The organism is Pediococcus cellicola, from assembly GCF_001438655.1.
In the GTDB taxonomy this organism is placed as follows: domain Bacteria; phylum Bacillota; class Bacilli; order Lactobacillales; family Lactobacillaceae; genus Pediococcus; species Pediococcus cellicola.
In genome coordinates, this window is the sequence record NZ_JQBR01000006.1 from 19,364 (window position 1) to 33,769 (window position 14,406).

At 40.1% G+C, this 14,406-nt stretch carries 27 protein-coding genes; all 27 read left to right on the plus strand.

The window, feature by feature from the left end; translation table 11 throughout:
- The 27 genes from rplV to truA all read left to right on the plus strand — a co-directional run bounded on the left by rplV (position 1) and on the right by truA (position 14,298).
- Positions 1–348, plus strand: a complete 348-nt coding sequence (gene rplV / locus IV80_RS06320; protein WP_057751157.1) for a 50S ribosomal protein L22 — start codon at positions 1–3, stop codon at positions 346–348.
- A gap of 12 nt (positions 349–360) precedes the next feature.
- On the plus strand, positions 361–1,032 hold the full coding sequence (gene rpsC, locus IV80_RS06325) for a 30S ribosomal protein S3 (protein WP_057751161.1): 672 nt from the start codon (positions 361–363) through the stop codon (positions 1,030–1,032).
- 2 nt (positions 1,033–1,034) lie between these two features.
- On the plus strand, positions 1,035–1,469 hold the full coding sequence (gene rplP / locus IV80_RS06330; RefSeq protein WP_057751165.1) for a 50S ribosomal protein L16: 435 nt from the start codon (positions 1,035–1,037) through the stop codon (positions 1,467–1,469).
- Entirely contained in the window at positions 1,459–1,653 is a 195-nt protein-coding gene (rpmC, locus tag IV80_RS06335; protein WP_046871302.1) for a 50S ribosomal protein L29, read from the plus strand. Before rplP ends, rpmC begins: the two co-directional genes overlap by 11 nt.
- A gap of 27 nt (positions 1,654–1,680) precedes the next feature.
- Positions 1,681–1,947: a 30S ribosomal protein S17 gene (rpsQ, locus tag IV80_RS06340; protein WP_057751167.1), complete on the plus strand. Its 267-nt coding sequence runs from the start codon at positions 1,681–1,683 to the stop codon at positions 1,945–1,947.
- A gap of 55 nt (positions 1,948–2,002) precedes the next feature.
- Complete coding sequence (gene rplN / locus IV80_RS06345) at positions 2,003–2,371, plus strand: 50S ribosomal protein L14 (protein ID WP_057751170.1); 369 nt, start codon at positions 2,003–2,005, stop codon at positions 2,369–2,371.
- 33 nt (positions 2,372–2,404) lie between these two features.
- Positions 2,405–2,716, plus strand: a complete 312-nt coding sequence (gene rplX / locus IV80_RS06350; RefSeq protein WP_057751174.1) for a 50S ribosomal protein L24 — start codon at positions 2,405–2,407, stop codon at positions 2,714–2,716.
- A gap of 25 nt (positions 2,717–2,741) precedes the next feature.
- Positions 2,742–3,284, plus strand: a complete 543-nt coding sequence (gene rplE / locus IV80_RS06355; protein ID WP_057751177.1) for a 50S ribosomal protein L5 — start codon at positions 2,742–2,744, stop codon at positions 3,282–3,284.
- Between the two features lie 18 nt (positions 3,285–3,302).
- A complete protein-coding gene (locus IV80_RS10010) occupies positions 3,303–3,488 on the plus strand; it encodes a type Z 30S ribosomal protein S14 (protein ID WP_083490539.1) in 186 nt (61 codons plus the stop codon).
- A 33-nt stretch (positions 3,489–3,521) separates the two neighbouring features.
- The gene (gene rpsH, locus IV80_RS06360) at positions 3,522–3,920 is read left to right on the plus strand and encodes a 30S ribosomal protein S8 (protein WP_057751180.1); all 399 of its coding nucleotides are present in this window, start codon (positions 3,522–3,524) and stop codon (positions 3,918–3,920) included.
- 31 nt (positions 3,921–3,951) lie between these two features.
- Positions 3,952–4,488, plus strand: coding sequence for a 50S ribosomal protein L6 (rplF, locus tag IV80_RS06365; protein WP_057751182.1), 537 nt, complete (start codon positions 3,952–3,954; stop codon positions 4,486–4,488).
- Positions 4,489–4,523: 35 nt separating this feature from the next.
- Entirely contained in the window at positions 4,524–4,889 is a 366-nt protein-coding gene (rplR, locus tag IV80_RS06370) for a 50S ribosomal protein L18 (protein WP_057751186.1), read from the plus strand.
- A 21-nt stretch (positions 4,890–4,910) separates the two neighbouring features.
- Positions 4,911–5,414 (plus strand): 30S ribosomal protein S5, encoded by a 504-nt coding sequence (rpsE, locus tag IV80_RS06375; RefSeq protein ID WP_057751188.1) that lies wholly within the window; start codon positions 4,911–4,913, stop codon positions 5,412–5,414.
- Between the two features lie 13 nt (positions 5,415–5,427).
- Positions 5,428–5,610 carry a 50S ribosomal protein L30 gene (gene rpmD, locus IV80_RS06380; protein WP_057751191.1) on the plus strand — a complete coding sequence of 61 codons (183 nt, stop codon included), beginning with the start codon at positions 5,428–5,430 and terminating at the stop codon, positions 5,608–5,610.
- Positions 5,611–5,639: 29 nt separating this feature from the next.
- Positions 5,640–6,074, plus strand: coding sequence for a 50S ribosomal protein L15 (gene rplO, locus IV80_RS06385; protein WP_057751194.1), 435 nt, complete (start codon positions 5,640–5,642; stop codon positions 6,072–6,074).
- Positions 6,074–7,387, plus strand: coding sequence for a preprotein translocase subunit SecY (secY, locus tag IV80_RS06390; RefSeq protein ID WP_057751197.1), 1,314 nt, complete (start codon positions 6,074–6,076; stop codon positions 7,385–7,387). Before rplO ends, secY begins: the two co-directional genes overlap by 1 nt.
- 16 nt (positions 7,388–7,403) lie before the next feature.
- Complete coding sequence (locus IV80_RS06395; protein ID WP_057751200.1) at positions 7,404–8,063, plus strand: adenylate kinase; 660 nt, start codon at positions 7,404–7,406, stop codon at positions 8,061–8,063.
- 159 nt (positions 8,064–8,222) lie between these two features.
- On the plus strand, positions 8,223–8,441 hold the full coding sequence (gene infA / locus IV80_RS06400; protein ID WP_057751203.1) for a translation initiation factor IF-1: 219 nt from the start codon (positions 8,223–8,225) through the stop codon (positions 8,439–8,441).
- Positions 8,442–8,467: 26 nt separating this feature from the next.
- The gene (rpmJ, locus tag IV80_RS06405) at positions 8,468–8,587 is read left to right on the plus strand and encodes a 50S ribosomal protein L36 (RefSeq protein ID WP_011668476.1); all 120 of its coding nucleotides are present in this window, start codon (positions 8,468–8,470) and stop codon (positions 8,585–8,587) included.
- Positions 8,588–8,608: 21 nt separating this feature from the next.
- A complete protein-coding gene (rpsM, locus tag IV80_RS06410) occupies positions 8,609–8,974 on the plus strand; it encodes a 30S ribosomal protein S13 (RefSeq protein ID WP_057751206.1) in 366 nt (121 codons plus the stop codon).
- Positions 8,975–8,995: 21 nt separating this feature from the next.
- On the plus strand, positions 8,996–9,385 hold the full coding sequence (gene rpsK, locus IV80_RS06415; protein WP_057751209.1) for a 30S ribosomal protein S11: 390 nt from the start codon (positions 8,996–8,998) through the stop codon (positions 9,383–9,385).
- An 83-nt stretch (positions 9,386–9,468) separates the two neighbouring features.
- On the plus strand, positions 9,469–10,413 hold the full coding sequence (locus IV80_RS06420; RefSeq protein WP_057751212.1) for a DNA-directed RNA polymerase subunit alpha: 945 nt from the start codon (positions 9,469–9,471) through the stop codon (positions 10,411–10,413).
- Positions 10,414–10,434: 21 nt separating this feature from the next.
- Positions 10,435–10,818 carry a 50S ribosomal protein L17 gene (gene rplQ / locus IV80_RS06425; RefSeq protein ID WP_057751215.1) on the plus strand — a complete coding sequence of 128 codons (384 nt, stop codon included), beginning with the start codon at positions 10,435–10,437 and terminating at the stop codon, positions 10,816–10,818.
- Positions 10,819–11,046: 228 nt separating this feature from the next.
- The gene (locus IV80_RS06430; RefSeq protein WP_057751217.1) at positions 11,047–11,883 is read left to right on the plus strand and encodes an energy-coupling factor ABC transporter ATP-binding protein; all 837 of its coding nucleotides are present in this window, start codon (positions 11,047–11,049) and stop codon (positions 11,881–11,883) included.
- Complete coding sequence (locus IV80_RS06435) at positions 11,859–12,731, plus strand: energy-coupling factor ABC transporter ATP-binding protein (protein WP_057751422.1); 873 nt, start codon at positions 11,859–11,861, stop codon at positions 12,729–12,731. The genes IV80_RS06430 and IV80_RS06435 overlap by 25 nt, the downstream gene beginning before the upstream one ends.
- Positions 12,724–13,521, plus strand: a complete 798-nt coding sequence (locus tag IV80_RS06440; protein WP_057751220.1) for an energy-coupling factor transporter transmembrane component T family protein — start codon at positions 12,724–12,726, stop codon at positions 13,519–13,521. The genes IV80_RS06435 and IV80_RS06440 overlap by 8 nt, the downstream gene beginning before the upstream one ends.
- A gap of 9 nt (positions 13,522–13,530) precedes the next feature.
- Entirely contained in the window at positions 13,531–14,298 is a 768-nt protein-coding gene (gene truA / locus IV80_RS06445) for a tRNA pseudouridine(38-40) synthase TruA (RefSeq protein ID WP_057751223.1), read from the plus strand.
- The last annotated feature ends 108 nt before the right edge of the window (positions 14,299–14,406 follow it).

Below are 14,406 nucleotides of genomic sequence, written 5' to 3' on the forward strand. Positions count from 1 at the left end.
ATGGCTGAACAAGTAACATCTGCACATGCAACTGCAAAGACTGTTCGCATTGCCGCTCGTAAGGTTCGTTTAGTAGTTGATCTTATTAGAGGAAAAAGCGTCGCAGAAGCAATTGCAACTCTTAAGTTTACACCAAGAGGTGCATCACCAGTTGTCGAAAAAGTTTTAATGTCTGCTGTAGCAAATGCTGAAAATAACTTTGACTTAGATCGTGAAGACTTGGTTGTAAGTGAAGCTTATGTCAATGAAGGACCAACTTTAAAACGTTTCCGTCCTCGGGCAAAAGGTTCTGCTTCACCAATTAACAAAAGAACAAGTCATATTACAGTAGTCGTATCTGAAAAATAGGAGGGAACACGCGTGGGTCAAAAAGTAAATCCAAATGGATTTCGTGTTGGTATCATCCGTGACTGGGAAGCAAAATGGTATGCTGAAAAAGATTTTGCTAACTATTTACGTGAAGATTTACAAATTCGTAAATTCATCTCAACTAAGCTTGCCGACGCATCTGTTTCCAATGTTGAAATCGAACGTGCTGCAAATCGCGTGAACATTTCAATCCATACCGCTAAACCTGGTATGGTCATTGGAAAAGGCGGATCCGAAGTAGAAAGCTTACGTAAACAATTAAATGAACTAACAGGTAAAAGAGTTCATATCAATATCATTGAAATCAAGAAACCTGATTTAGATGCTAAATTAGTTGGCGAAAACATTGCTGCTCAATTGGAAGGCCGTGTTGCTTTCCGTCGCGCAATGAAACAAGCTATGCAACGTACAATGCGTGCAGGTGCTAAAGGTATCAAGACACAGGTTGCTGGCCGTTTGAACGGTGCAGATATGTCTCGTGTTGAACATTATTCTGAAGGAACAGTTCCATTGCACACATTGCGTGCTGATGTAGATTATGCTTGGGTTGAAGCAAGTACTACATACGGTCGTTTAGGTGTTAAAACTTGGATCTACCGTGGAGAAATCTTGCCAGAAGCTAAGAGTTCCAAAGGAAATTCTAAAGAACAAGGAGGGAAATAATCATGCTAGTACCAAAACGAGTTAAGTTCCGTCGTGTGCATCGTGGTAAAATGCGTGGTGCCGCAAAGGGCGGTAAGACTGTTACATTCGGCGATTACGGTTTACAAGCTTTGGATTCACATTGGATCTCAAACCGACAAATCGAAGCAGCCCGTGTAGCTATGAACCGTCACATGAAACGTGGTGGTAAAGTTTGGATTAAAATTTTCCCTCACAAATCTTACACTTCTAAAGGTGTGGGTGTTCGTATGGGTAATGGTAAAGGTACTCCCGAAGGTTGGGTAGCACCAGTTAAACGCGGTAAGGTAATGTTTGAAGTTGGTGGTGTTAGTGAAGAAGTTGCACGTGAATCTCTACGTCTTGCTTCCATGAAGCTACCAGTTAGAACTAAGATTCTCAAACGCGAGGAAGTAGGTGGCGAATCAGATGAAGGCTAAAGAAATTAATGAATTAACCACTGATGAGATGCTTAAAAAGGAACAAGATTACAAAGACGAGTTATTCAACTTACGTTTTCAATTAGCTACTGGCCAGTTGGAAAACACAGCACGTTTGAAGCAAGTACGTAAGAACATTGCTCGTATTAAAACAGTTTTACGTCAAAAAGAATTAAGCAAGTAGAAGAATACGAAGGGAGGAACTTAACACATGAGTGAAGAACGTAACGCTCGTAAAGTATATCAAGGACGTGTTGTTTCAGACAAGATGGATAAAACAATTACGGTTCAGATCAATACTTACAAAACGCACCCTGTTTATGGCAAACGTGTTAAATATTCAAAGAAATACAAAGCACATGATGAGAATAATGAAGCTAAAGTTGGCGATATCGTAAGAATCATGGAAACACGGCCTTTGTCCGCAACTAAACGATTCCGTTTAATCGATATTGTTGAGAAAGCAGTTATTATCTAAATTTGTTATTTTTAATCTCGTATTCTGATACAAAAATGGAAGGAGGACACTAACTGTGATCCAACAAGAGAGTCGTTTAAAGGTTGCTGATAATTCTGGAGCACGTGAAATTTTGGTCATCAAAGTTTTGGGTGGTTCCCGTGTTAAATTTGGTTATATTGGTGATATTGTTGTGGCTACTGTCAAACAAGCAACACCAGGTGGCGTTGTCAAAAAGGGTGACGTCGTAAAGGCAGTTGTTGTTCGTACAAAAGATGGTGCACACCGTGCTGATGGCTCATACATCAAATTTGATGAAAATGCTGCAGTTCTAATTAAAGATGATAAGAGCCCTCAAGGAACACGTATCTTTGGACCCGTTGCACGTGAATTGCGTGACAAAGATTACATGAAGATTGTTTCTTTGGCTCCTGAAGTATTGTAATTAAGGATCGGATCGAAGGAGGTGCAACACGGCATGTTTGTAAAAAATGGTGATAAAGTTCGCGTAATTAGCGGAAAAGAAAAAGGCAAAGAGGGTACAATCATTAAAACCCTTGCTAAAAAGAATCGCGTTGTGGTTGAAGGCCTAAACAAAGTAAAAAAACATCAAAAGGCAAGCAATTCTAATCCTCAAGGTGGGATTGTCGATGAAGAAGCAGCAATTGATGCTTCTAATGTGATGTTAATCGATCCATCAACTAACGAACCTACTCGTGTAGGCTATAAAGTAGTCGATGGTAAAAAAGTACGTTTTGCTAAAAAATCTGGCGAAACAATCGATAAATAATTCGTGAAAGGAGGAAAAAATTTTCATGTCTAATCGTTTGAAAGAAAAGTATGTTAAAGAAGTTACCCCAGAACTCATGAAGAAATTCGATTATACTTCAATCATGCAAACACCTAAGGTTGATAAAATCGTTTTGAACATGGGTGTTGGTGACGCAACAACTAATGCAAAAAATCTTGACGAAGCAGTTGAAGAATTAACTTTGATCTCTGGTCAAAAACCATTGGTTACAAAGGCTAAGAAGTCTATTGCTGGTTTCCGTTTACGTGAAGGAATGTCAATTGGTGCTAAGGTCACATTACGTGGTGAACGTATGTATGATTTCTTAGACAAGTTGATTAATGTTTCCTTACCTCGTGTTCGTGACTTCCATGGTGTTAGTTCAAAGGCTTTTGATGGTCGTGGTAACTACACATTAGGTGTCCGTGAACAATTAATCTTCCCTGAAATTGATTATGATAATGTCAACCATGTACGTGGTTTGGACATCGTTATTGTAACCACTGCTCAGACAGATGAGGAATCACGCGAATTATTGGCACAACTTGGAATGCCATTCGAAAAGTAAACGAAGGGAGCAATAAATTTGGCAAAAAAATCGTTAGTTGTTAAGAGTCAACGTCCTGCAAAGTATTCGACACAGAACTACACACGTTGTGAGCGTTGTGGCCGTCCACACTCTGTATATCGTAAGTTCCACCTTTGCCGCATTTGCCTTCGCGAGTTAGCTCATGAAGGTCAAATCCCTGGCATGAAAAAAGCAAGCTGGTAAAATTATACCGGAGTAAAAGGAGGGTAAACATTAATGTCTATGACTGATCCTATCGCAGATTTCTTAACACGGATTCGTAATGCCAATATGGTACGTCACGAATCTTTAGAAGTTCCTGCATCAAAAATCAAGCGTGATATTGCTGAAATTCTTAAGAATGAAGGCTTTATCAAGAACGTCGAATATGTCGATGATGACAAACAAGGTATTATTCGTGTGTTCCTAAAATATGGTAAAAACAAAGAACGTGTCATTACAGGCTTGAAACGTATCTCAAAACCTGGTTTACGTTCATACGTAAAAGCTGATGATGTACCTAAGGTCTTGAATGGTTTGGGTATTGCAATCATTTCAACATCTGAAGGTGTGATCACTGATAAAGAAGCTCGCGCTAAAAAAATCGGTGGCGAAGTATTAGCTTACATTTGGTAGAATTTTAAAAGAGTAAGGAGGTGCCATCAAATTGAGTCGTATTGGTTATAAACCCGTAGAAATCCCATCTGGCGTTGAAGTTAAGGCTGATGGTGATCAAGTAACTGTTAAGGGACCTAAAGGAACTTTAACACGTACTGTAAGTGATGAAATCACAATGACTGTTAAAGACAATGTGGTTACATTTGAACGTCCAAGTAATGATAATAAAATGCGTGCCTTACATGGGGCAACTCGTGCAAACTTCAACAACATGGTTGAAGGTGTTACAAAGGGATATAAGAAAGATTTGGAATTAGTTGGTGTTGGTTATCGTGCTCAACTTAAAGGAAAGACCTTGGTATTGAACTTAGGCTATTCTAACCCAGTTGAACTTGCAACTCCTGCTGATTTACAATTGGAAGTTCCTGATAACACGCATATCACTGTTAGTGGAATTAGCAAACAACGTGTTGGTGATTTTGCTGCTGAGATTCGTGCTGTTCGTTCTCCAGAACCTTACAAAGGCAAAGGTGTTCGCTATGTTGGTGAATATGTTCGTCGTAAGGAAGGTAAAACTGGTAAGTAATGCCGCATAGGCTAAACATATAGAATATTCTAGAGGTGAAAATTGTGATTTCAAAACCAGATAAAAATAAAACACGTCAACGACGTCATACACGTGTTCGTAATAAGATTTCTGGGACTGCAGAGTGCCCACGCTTAAATGTATATCGTTCAAACAAAAACATCTACGCTCAAGTAATTGATGACGTAGCGGGTGTGACGCTAGCAAGTGCCTCAACATTGGACAGTGAAGTTAGTGGAAACACAAAAACTGAACAAGCAAGTTCTGTTGGTGCTTTAGTTGCAAAGCGCGCAACAGAAAAGAAAGTTGAAAATGTCGTTTTTGATCGTGGCGGTTATTTATACCACGGACGAGTACAAGCTTTAGCTGAAGCTGCTCGTGAAAACGGACTTAAATTCTAAGATAAGGAGGGAATACCGTACATGTCGAATTATATCGATCCAGAAAAGTTGGACTTAGAAGACCGTGTTGTTTCCATCAATCGTGTTACTAAGGTTGTAAAAGGTGGACGTCGTCTTCGTTTTGCTGCTTTAGTTGTTGTTGGCGATAAGAATGGTCACGTTGGTTTTGGTACTGGTAAAGCTCAAGAAGTACCAGAAGCTATTCGTAAAGCCGTTGATACTGCAACTAAGAGCTTGATTGAAGTACCAATCATTGGCACAACCATCCCTCACGAAATCATCGGTGAGTTTGGTGGCGGCCGTATTTTATTGAAGCCTGCTGAAGAAGGTTCTGGTGTTGCAGCCGGTGGTGCTGTTCGTGCCGTTATGGAACTTGCAGGAGTTGATGATGTTACAAGTAAACGTTTAGGTTCAAACACACCTGTTAACGTTATTCGTGCAACATTCGAAGGACTGAAAGGCTTACGTAGTGCTGCTGATATTGCTGCATTGCGTGGGGTTTCAGCAGAACACTTGGCTGAATAAGGAGGAACAAATGATGGCTCAATTAAAGATTACACTTATTAAAAGTGCAGTACATCGCCTCCCAAAGCAACGCAAGATTGTTAAAGAATTAGGTTTGGGACGGGTTAACAGCTCAGTCGTTTTACCTAACAATGAGGCGACTCGTGGTGCAATTTTCCATATTGCCCATTTAATCGAAGTTGAAGAAGTTAAATAATTATAATTAGTTAGGAGGTGCCGAAACTTATGAAGTTAAATGAATTAAAACCAAGTGCTGGTTCTCGTAAAGTACGTAATCGTGTTGGCCGTGGAACATCATCTGGTAATGGTAAGACATCTGGCCGTGGCCAAAAAGGCCAAAAGGCACGTGGAAAGGTTCGTTTGGGCTTTGAAGGTGGGCAAATGCCTCTGTACCGTCGAATTCCAAAACGCGGATTTACTAACATTAACCGCAAGGAATATGCTGTTGTTAACCTTGACAGCTTGAATATTTTCGACGAAGGTGCAGAAGTTACCCCAGAAGTTCTTTTAAAAGCTGGCGTAATTAAGAAAGTACTTAGCGGCGTTAAAGTTTTAGGTAACGGTGAGTTATCAAAGGGCTTGACCGTTAAAGCTAATAAATTCTCAGAAAGCGCAGTAAAAGCAATTGAAGCTGCAGGTGGCAAAACTGAGGTGATTTAATGCTATCGACTATCAAAAACGCTTTTAAAGTAAAGGATATTAGAAACAAAATTCTATTTACCCTAGGTGTTTTGATTATTTATCGTTTAGGTGCGTATATCACAGTTCCTGGGATTAACGCCAAAGCATTACAAAGTGTTGCTTCCTCTGGATTGGTTGGCATCTTGAATACCTTTAGTGGTGGTGGCCTGTCCAACTATTCGATTTTTGCGATGGGAGTTTCACCATACATCACCGCTCAAATTGTGATTCAGTTATTACAAATGGACATTGTGCCACGGTTTGTTGAATGGAGCAAACAAGGTGAAGTCGGGCGTCGGAAATTAAATCAGGCGACTCGTTACTTAACAATCATTCTAGCGTTTGTGCAATCAGTTGGGATTACTGCCGGATTCAATGCTTTAAGTAGTTTGAATCTGGTTGAAAATCCAAGTGTTCAGACTTATGTCACAATTGGGTTAATTTTAACTGGTGGAACCATGTTAGCAACCTGGATGGGTGATATGATCACCGATCGTGGGCTTGGTAACGGGGTGTCCATTCTGATCTTCGCGGGAATTATCGCGCGAACACCAACAAGCATCTATCAAATTTATCAAGAACAATTTGTTGATGTGGCGAAGAGTGATTGGCTGAATAGCTTCCTCTTTGTAGGTGCTTTAATCATAATTGTTTTGGTTATCGTCATCTTTGTAACTTGGGTTCAACAAGCTAGTCGCCGGGTACCTATTCAGTACACTAGAAGAGCTTCCGGTGCGCCAGACAGTAGTTACTTACCTCTAAAGGTTAATGTGGCTGGTGTTATTCCAGTTATCTTTGCGAGTTCGTTCATTGCAACACCACAAACTATTTTGATGGCGTTTGCGAATAACCACTCACAAGATACTTGGTATCAAGTTTTGTCTGATGTATTTAACATGCAGACAACGGATGGTGCCATTCTTTACACGTTCTTGATTGTTGTCTTTACCTTCTTCTATGCTTTTGTTCAGGTTAATCCAGAGAAGTTAGCAGAAAATCTTCAAAAACAAGGGAGTTATATCCCTGGCGTTTGGCCCGGTCATGAAACACAGAGTTATGTGTCTCAGTTATTAATTCGTTTATCAGTTGTCGGTTCACTATTTTTGGGACTAGTTTCTCTGATCCCGTTATTAGCGCAAGACTTCTGGAATTTGGATGAATCAATCGGTTTGGGCGGAACGAGTTTGTTGATTGTTGTTGGTGTTGCGATTGAAATCATTAGTCAAATTGATGGCTTAATGATGAAACGTGAATACGTCGGCTTCATTAGAGATCCAGAACAAGTGAAATAATATGGAGGGAAACATGATGACAACACTTAATCTTGTGTTAATGGGATTACCTGGTGCTGGTAAGGGAACGCAAGCCCAAAAAATTGTTGATGAATTCAAAATTCCTCATATTTCTACCGGTGATATTTTCCGAGCAGCAATGAAAAATGGCACTGAAATGGGAATTGAAGCAAAGAAATACATTGACCAAGGTAACTTGGTTCCTGATTCTGTTACAGATGGTATTGTTGAAGAACGACTTTCTGAGGATGATACGAATGCCGGTTTTATGCTGGATGGTTATCCCCGAAATATCGATCAAGCGCATGCTTTAGAGACAATGACCACCAAGTTAGACAAATCAATCAATGCAGTGATTAATATTCATGTTGATCCAGCTGTTTTGGTTGAACGTTTATCAGGTCGTTTCATTTGTAAAAACTGTGGGGCAACCTACCACAAGTTGTATAACCCACCAAAGGTTGAAGGTACTTGTGATGTTTGTGGACACCATGAATTTTATCAACGTGAAGATGATAAGCCTGAAACCGTTAAAAATCGTATCGCAGTTAATACAAAGTTGAACACACCTTTAATTGATTTTTATAATGAAAAGAAATTATTATATACGGTTAATGGTGATCAAGATATCAACGATGTATATAAGGAAATTCAAAAGGTGTTACGAGCTATTTAATGGTTGCCTGTTCATTATTACCGGTTAATTTCGTTTATTTGCAAATGAAATTACCTTATGGTAAACTTGTTCAGGTTTAGCTTATAGTACTTTGATACGGTAAGCACTGAACGAAATGAGTTTGTAAAGAAAAGAACAGTGAAATGGGAGGCACATTTAGTGGCAAAAGATAATGTCATTGAAATTGAAGGTAAGGTAAAAGAAACTTTACCAAATGCGATGTTTAAAGTAGAACTCGAAAACGGTCATGAAATATTGGCACACGTTTCTGGTAAGATTCGTATGCATTATATTCGGATTCTTCCGGGAGATAGGGTAACTGTCGAAATGTCGCCATATGATCTCACCAAGGGTCGTATTACCTATCGTTTCAGATAAGTTTTAACGTTTTAGGAGGAATATTCATGAAAGTACGTCCATCAGTAAAACCAATGTGTGAACATTGTAAAGTAATTAAACGTAAGGGACGCGTTATGGTTATTTGCTCAGCAAATCCAAAACATAAACAGCGTCAAGGAAAATAATTAAGCTGGAGGTGAAATTTAATGGCTCGTATTGCAGGTGTTGATTTACCACGTGATAAGCGAATCGTGATTGGTTTAACATACATTTTTGGTATCGGAAATACTACTGCTAAAAAGATTTTGAAGGATGCTGGCGTCTCTGAAGATGTCCGTGTTCGTGACCTTTCTGCAGATGATGAAGATAAAGTCCGTGCACAAGTAGATAACTACCGTGTTGAAGGTGACCTTCGTCGTTCCGTAAGTCTTGATATCAAACGTCTCCAAGAGATTGGTTCATATCGTGGCATGCGTCATCGTCGTGGTTTGCCTGTTCGTGGACAAAACACAAAGAACAATGCACGTACTCGTAAAGGCAAAAAAGTTTCAATCGCCGGAAGAAAGAAATAATAAATAAAGGAGGCTAGCATATTGGCAACCAGAAAGACTTCTCGTAAACGTCGAGTAAGAAAGAATATTGAAGCTGGTGTGGCACATATTCACTCAACTTTTAACAATACATTAGTTATGATTACAGATCCTCAAGGAAATGCTGTGGCATGGTCATCAGCAGGTTCACTTGGATTTAAAGGTAGTCGTAAGTCGACTCCATTTGCTGCTCAAATGGCTTCTGAAGCTGCAGCAAAAGCAGCAATGGAACATGGAATGAAATCCGTTGAAGTTGCTGTTAAGGGTCCTGGTTCTGGTCGTGAAGCTGCTATTCGTGCACTTCAATCTACTGGATTAGAAGTTACTGCTATTCGCGATGTAACACCAGTTCCTCATAATGGTTCTCGTCCTCCAAAGCGCCGTCGTGTATAGTGCGTCAATTTTTTTGAGGGCTAACTTCAGGATGCATTCAAAGTTAATATGCACAACGCGTTTTGAAAGGGGTAAAGATTAGAATGATCGAATTTGAAAAACCAAACATTCATAAAATTGATGAGAATGAAAATTACGGCAAGTTTGTCGTCGAACCACTTGAACGTGGCTATGGCACAACTTTAGGTAACTCTTTACGCCGTATTTTGTTGTCGTCATTGCCGGGTGCAGCGGTTACAAGCATTCAAATTGATGGCGTTCTTCATGAGTTTTCAACGATTGAAGGCGTGGTTGAAGATGTCACACAAATCATCTTGAACATTAAAAAGGTTTCTTTGAAGATTGAAAATGATGAAGAGAAATCTTTAGAGATTAATGTTAAGGGACCAGCAACAGTCACTGCTGGTGACATCCAAGGCGACAGTGATGTCGAGATCCTAAATCCGGATCAGTATATTTGTACCGTTGCTGATGGCGTTACCTTTCATGCCGTGTTAACAGCTGATACTGGTCGTGGTTATGTTTCGGCTGATGAAAATAAGGCTCGCAAGGATGATATGCCAATTGGTGTTCTTCCAATCGATTCCATTTATACCCCAATCGAGCGTGTCAACTATCAGGTTGAAAATACACGTGTTGGTCAGCGGGATGACTATGATAAGCTCACATTGGATGTTTGGACAGATGGTTCAATTAGTCCGAGTGAAGCTACCAGTCTTTCAGCTAAGATCTTAACTGAACACTTGGCTTTATTTGTTAATTTGACAGATGAAGCTCAAGAGGCTGAGATCATGGTCGAAAAGGAAGAAACACATAAAGAAAAAATGTTGGAAATGTCCATTGAAGAGCTTGATTTATCAGTTCGTTCATACAATTGTTTGAAACGTGCTGGAATCAATACTGTTCAGGAATTAACTGACAAAACTGAAGCACAAATGATGAAAGTTAGAAATCTAGGCCGTAAATCTCTTGAAGAGGTTAAAGTTAAATTGTCTGATCTTGGACTTTCATTACGTAATGAAGACTAATTATAAGGAGGGTTTCCATTCATGGGCTATCGTAAATTAGGTCGTACAAGTTCACAACGCAAGGCTTTGCTTCGTGACTTAACTACTAACTTAATTGTTAATGAAAAAATTGTCACAACTGAAGCACGCGCTAAAGAAGTACGATCAACTACCGAAAAAATGATCACATTAGGTAAACGTGGCGACTTACACGCACGTCGTCAAGCTGCTGCTTTTCTTCGTAATGTTGTGGCTGATGTTACTGAAGATGGTGACGATGTTAAAGTTACCTCAGCTCTTCAGAAAGTATTCGGTGATTTAGCAACTCGTTACGCTGATCGTAAGGGTGGTTATACACGAATTCTTAAGACTATGCCTCGTCGCGGAGACGCTGCACCAATGGTTATCTTGGAGTTTGTTGACTAAAGCTTCAAACATAATTTAGAATTTTTGATTTAACAAATTTATCACTAAAAGTTGTGGTAGGGTGTAATGATGTTGGAAGTCCATTCCGAGTCTAGCCCACGGTTAATAGTTTCTATTAACTATCACTGCTTTTCAGTGATTTTTTTGTGCTTACATAAAAAGAGAAGTATACTAGGGAGCATGTTTTTGATGTGGTAAAATATAAAAAAAGTCGAAGGAATGTTTACGATGAACAATGTAATCAAAGTTACTAATTTAACTTATGCCTATTCACCAGATACACCAGCTGCACTTAAAGACGTTTCCTTTTCGATTCCTGAAGGCAGCTGGGTGGCAATTGTGGGTCATAATGGTAGTGGCAAAAGTACTTTGGCTCATGCAATTGACGGCTTACTAGATTTCAAAGAAGGCCATATTTGGGTTGACGGTATTGCACTCACTGAGGAAAATTTGTGGCAAGTTCGTAGTCGAATTGGCATGATCTTCCAAAATCCTGATAATCAGTTTGTGGGATCAACAGTGGAAGATGATGTCGCGTTTGGCTTGGAAAATTTAGCGGTTCCTCATGAAGAAATGATGATGAGAGTGACGGAAGCTTTGGAACAGGTTCAAATGAATGATTTTCGAAAAAAGCAGCCGGAGCAACTGTCTGGTGGTCAAAAACAGCGCGTGGCACTGGCAGGTGTGATTGCGATGCAGCCTAAAATCATTATTCTAGATGAAGCTACGAGTATGTTAGATCCCATTGGACGTCGCGAGATCTTAGACGTCATAAAACGGCTCCGGGAGCGCTTGGGGATCACGGTGCTATCGATTACTCATGAAATGGACGAAACTACTGGTGCTGACCAAATCATTGTGTTAAATGATGGGCAGATTGTGGAAACAGGCACGCCAGACAGAATCTATGCAAAAAGTGAAGTGCTTAAAAAATTGGGATTAGATGTGCCTTATCCCCAGCGTTTAAAGCAAGCTTTGATGCAACGGCAAATTACAGTGCCTGAAACCTATTTTAATGAGGAAGGAATGGTGACTTGGTTATGGCAATCACTTTTAAAGAAGTAAGCTACATTTACCAGCCGGATACGCCATTTGAATTTCAGGCTTTGCAAAAAATAACGACGCAGATTAAAGACGAGTCGTTTACCGCGTTAATTGGCCATACTGGTAGTGGGAAGTCGACATTTTTACAGCATTTAGATGCTTTACTGAAGCCGACTTCTGGCACCGTTTTGATTGGTGACACAGCTATTACGCATGAAACAAGTAACAAACATTTGCGGCTTCTACGGAAGCGAGTTGGGATTGTTTTTCAGTTTCCTGAAAAACAACTGTTTGCAGACACGGTGGAAAAAGATATTGCCTTTGGACCGGAAAACTTTGGTAGCTCACCGGAACAAGCAGCCCAGATTGCACGTCAGATGTTAAAACTCGTCAAACTTCCAGAAGACATTTTAAACCGATCACCTTTTGAGCTGTCTGGTGGGCAAATGCGGCGTGTCGCCATTGCTGGTGTTTTAGCTTTGCAACCAGAGGTTTTAGTTTTGGATGAACCAACTGCGGGATTGGATCCTAAAGGGCGTCAAGAAATGATGCACCTTTTTGCAGAGTTACAGAAGCGTGAACATTTGACCATTGTGTTAGTTACCCATCAAATGGAGGATGTGGCAAACTATGCGGATCAAGTCATTGTGATGGAACACGGAAAGATTGTCAAAGAAGGGACGCCAAGATACGTCTTTGCCGATGTGAAATGGCTGCGAGATAAACAACTGGACGTTCCAGCCAGTACAGAATTTGCATTTGAGATGCAAAAAAGAGGTTTCCTTTTTGACCAGTTACCACTGACGGAAGCCGAACTTGCTGATGACATTGCTGATATGTTCAAAGCAAGGGGGAAACGCAATGAATAAGCTATTATTTGGTCGCTATATTCCCCAAGAGTCATTTGTGCACCGCATGGATCCACGTGCAAAGTTAGTTTTGAGTTTTTTGTATGTGATCATTATCTTTTTTGCGAATAATTGGTGGATATATGCCCTGATGGCAATTGTGGCCCTTTTAAGTATCTGGGCTTCTAAAATAAAACCAAAGCTTTTTGTTGAAGGTGTTATGCCGCTCATTTGGATTATTGTCTTTACGATGGTGATTCAGATTTTCTTTGGAACTGGTGGGCAAATGTACTGGCACTGGGGCATATTTTCTATTACGAGTTTGGGGATTTTGAATGCCGCCTATATTTTTGTACGGTTTACGCTCATTATCCTGATTTCGACATTGTTAACGTTGTCCACGTCGCCCATTCAACTTTCAGACGCGATAGAATCGTTACTGCGACCGTTGACTAAATTACATTTTCCGGTTTATGAAGTGGCTTTGATGCTGTCCATTGCGCTGCGGTTTGTCCCGACCTTGATGGACGAGACAGAGACAATTATGAATGCGCAGCGGGCTCGGGGAGTCGATTTTGGTACGGGAAATCTTTTTACACGTATTAAAAAAATTATTCCTATCTTAATTCCTTTATTTGTCAGTGCCTTTAACCGGGCGGAAGATTTAGCCACTGCAATGGAAGCACGTGGGTACCAAGGTGGCAATGGTCGTACAAAGTATCGTTTATTAAAATGGGGAATCAGAGATAGTATTGCGACACTCGTCTATTTATTGATGGCGGTTATCGTCCTCGCTATCCGATTTCTTTAGGAGGATTTTATGTATCGTTATAAAATAACCATTGCTTATGATGGCACTCATTTTGCAGGTTTTCAAAAGCAACCCAAGCAACGCACTGTCGAGGGCGTTTTGCAGCGAGCGGTAAACAAGATTGCTAAGAATCCTGTAAAGATCATAAAGGTTTATGGTTCAGGCAGAACGGATGCTGGGGTACACGCCTTAGGACAAGTTGTGCATTTTGATATTCCGTTTAACTTGTCAGAAAATGCCATGTTGCATGCGTTAAACAGCATTTTGCCACTTGATGTAGAAGTTCTAGAAGTACGTCATGTGCCCGCAGAATTTCATGCGCGATATGGCACACAGGGGAAACGCTATCAGTATCGTCTCGCGTTAGGAGAATTTGTCGATCCGTTTAAACGAAATTATACAGGACATTGGAAGTTTCCCTTAGATGTCGAACGTATTCAAGCAGCATTGCCTGATTTGATTGGCAAACATGATTTTTCAACTTTTTGTGCAGCAGGCGGTCACACGAAGACTAACATTCGTGAAATTTTTGAAGCAACTGCCAAATTTGACGAGAAACAAAATGAAGTCATTTTTGAATTTTATGGTAGTGGTTTTCTTTATAACATGGTGCGAATTATGGTTGCCGTTTTAATTGAAATTGGGAGTAAGAAACGCCCAGTTCACGATATTCAAAGATTGATTCAGGCAAAGGATCGCAACGAGGCAAGACAAACAGCACCCGCAAGTGGCCTGTATCTAAAAAAGGTCTATTATCCAGAAGAATTTGAAAAATGAGGATTGACTTTAGTGGCGGTAATTAGTAGAATTGAACATGGTATTGTTTACCTCCACAAATAGGCCCCGGAAACTTATTAAAGTTGAGTTAAACAAAACAGAAATTGG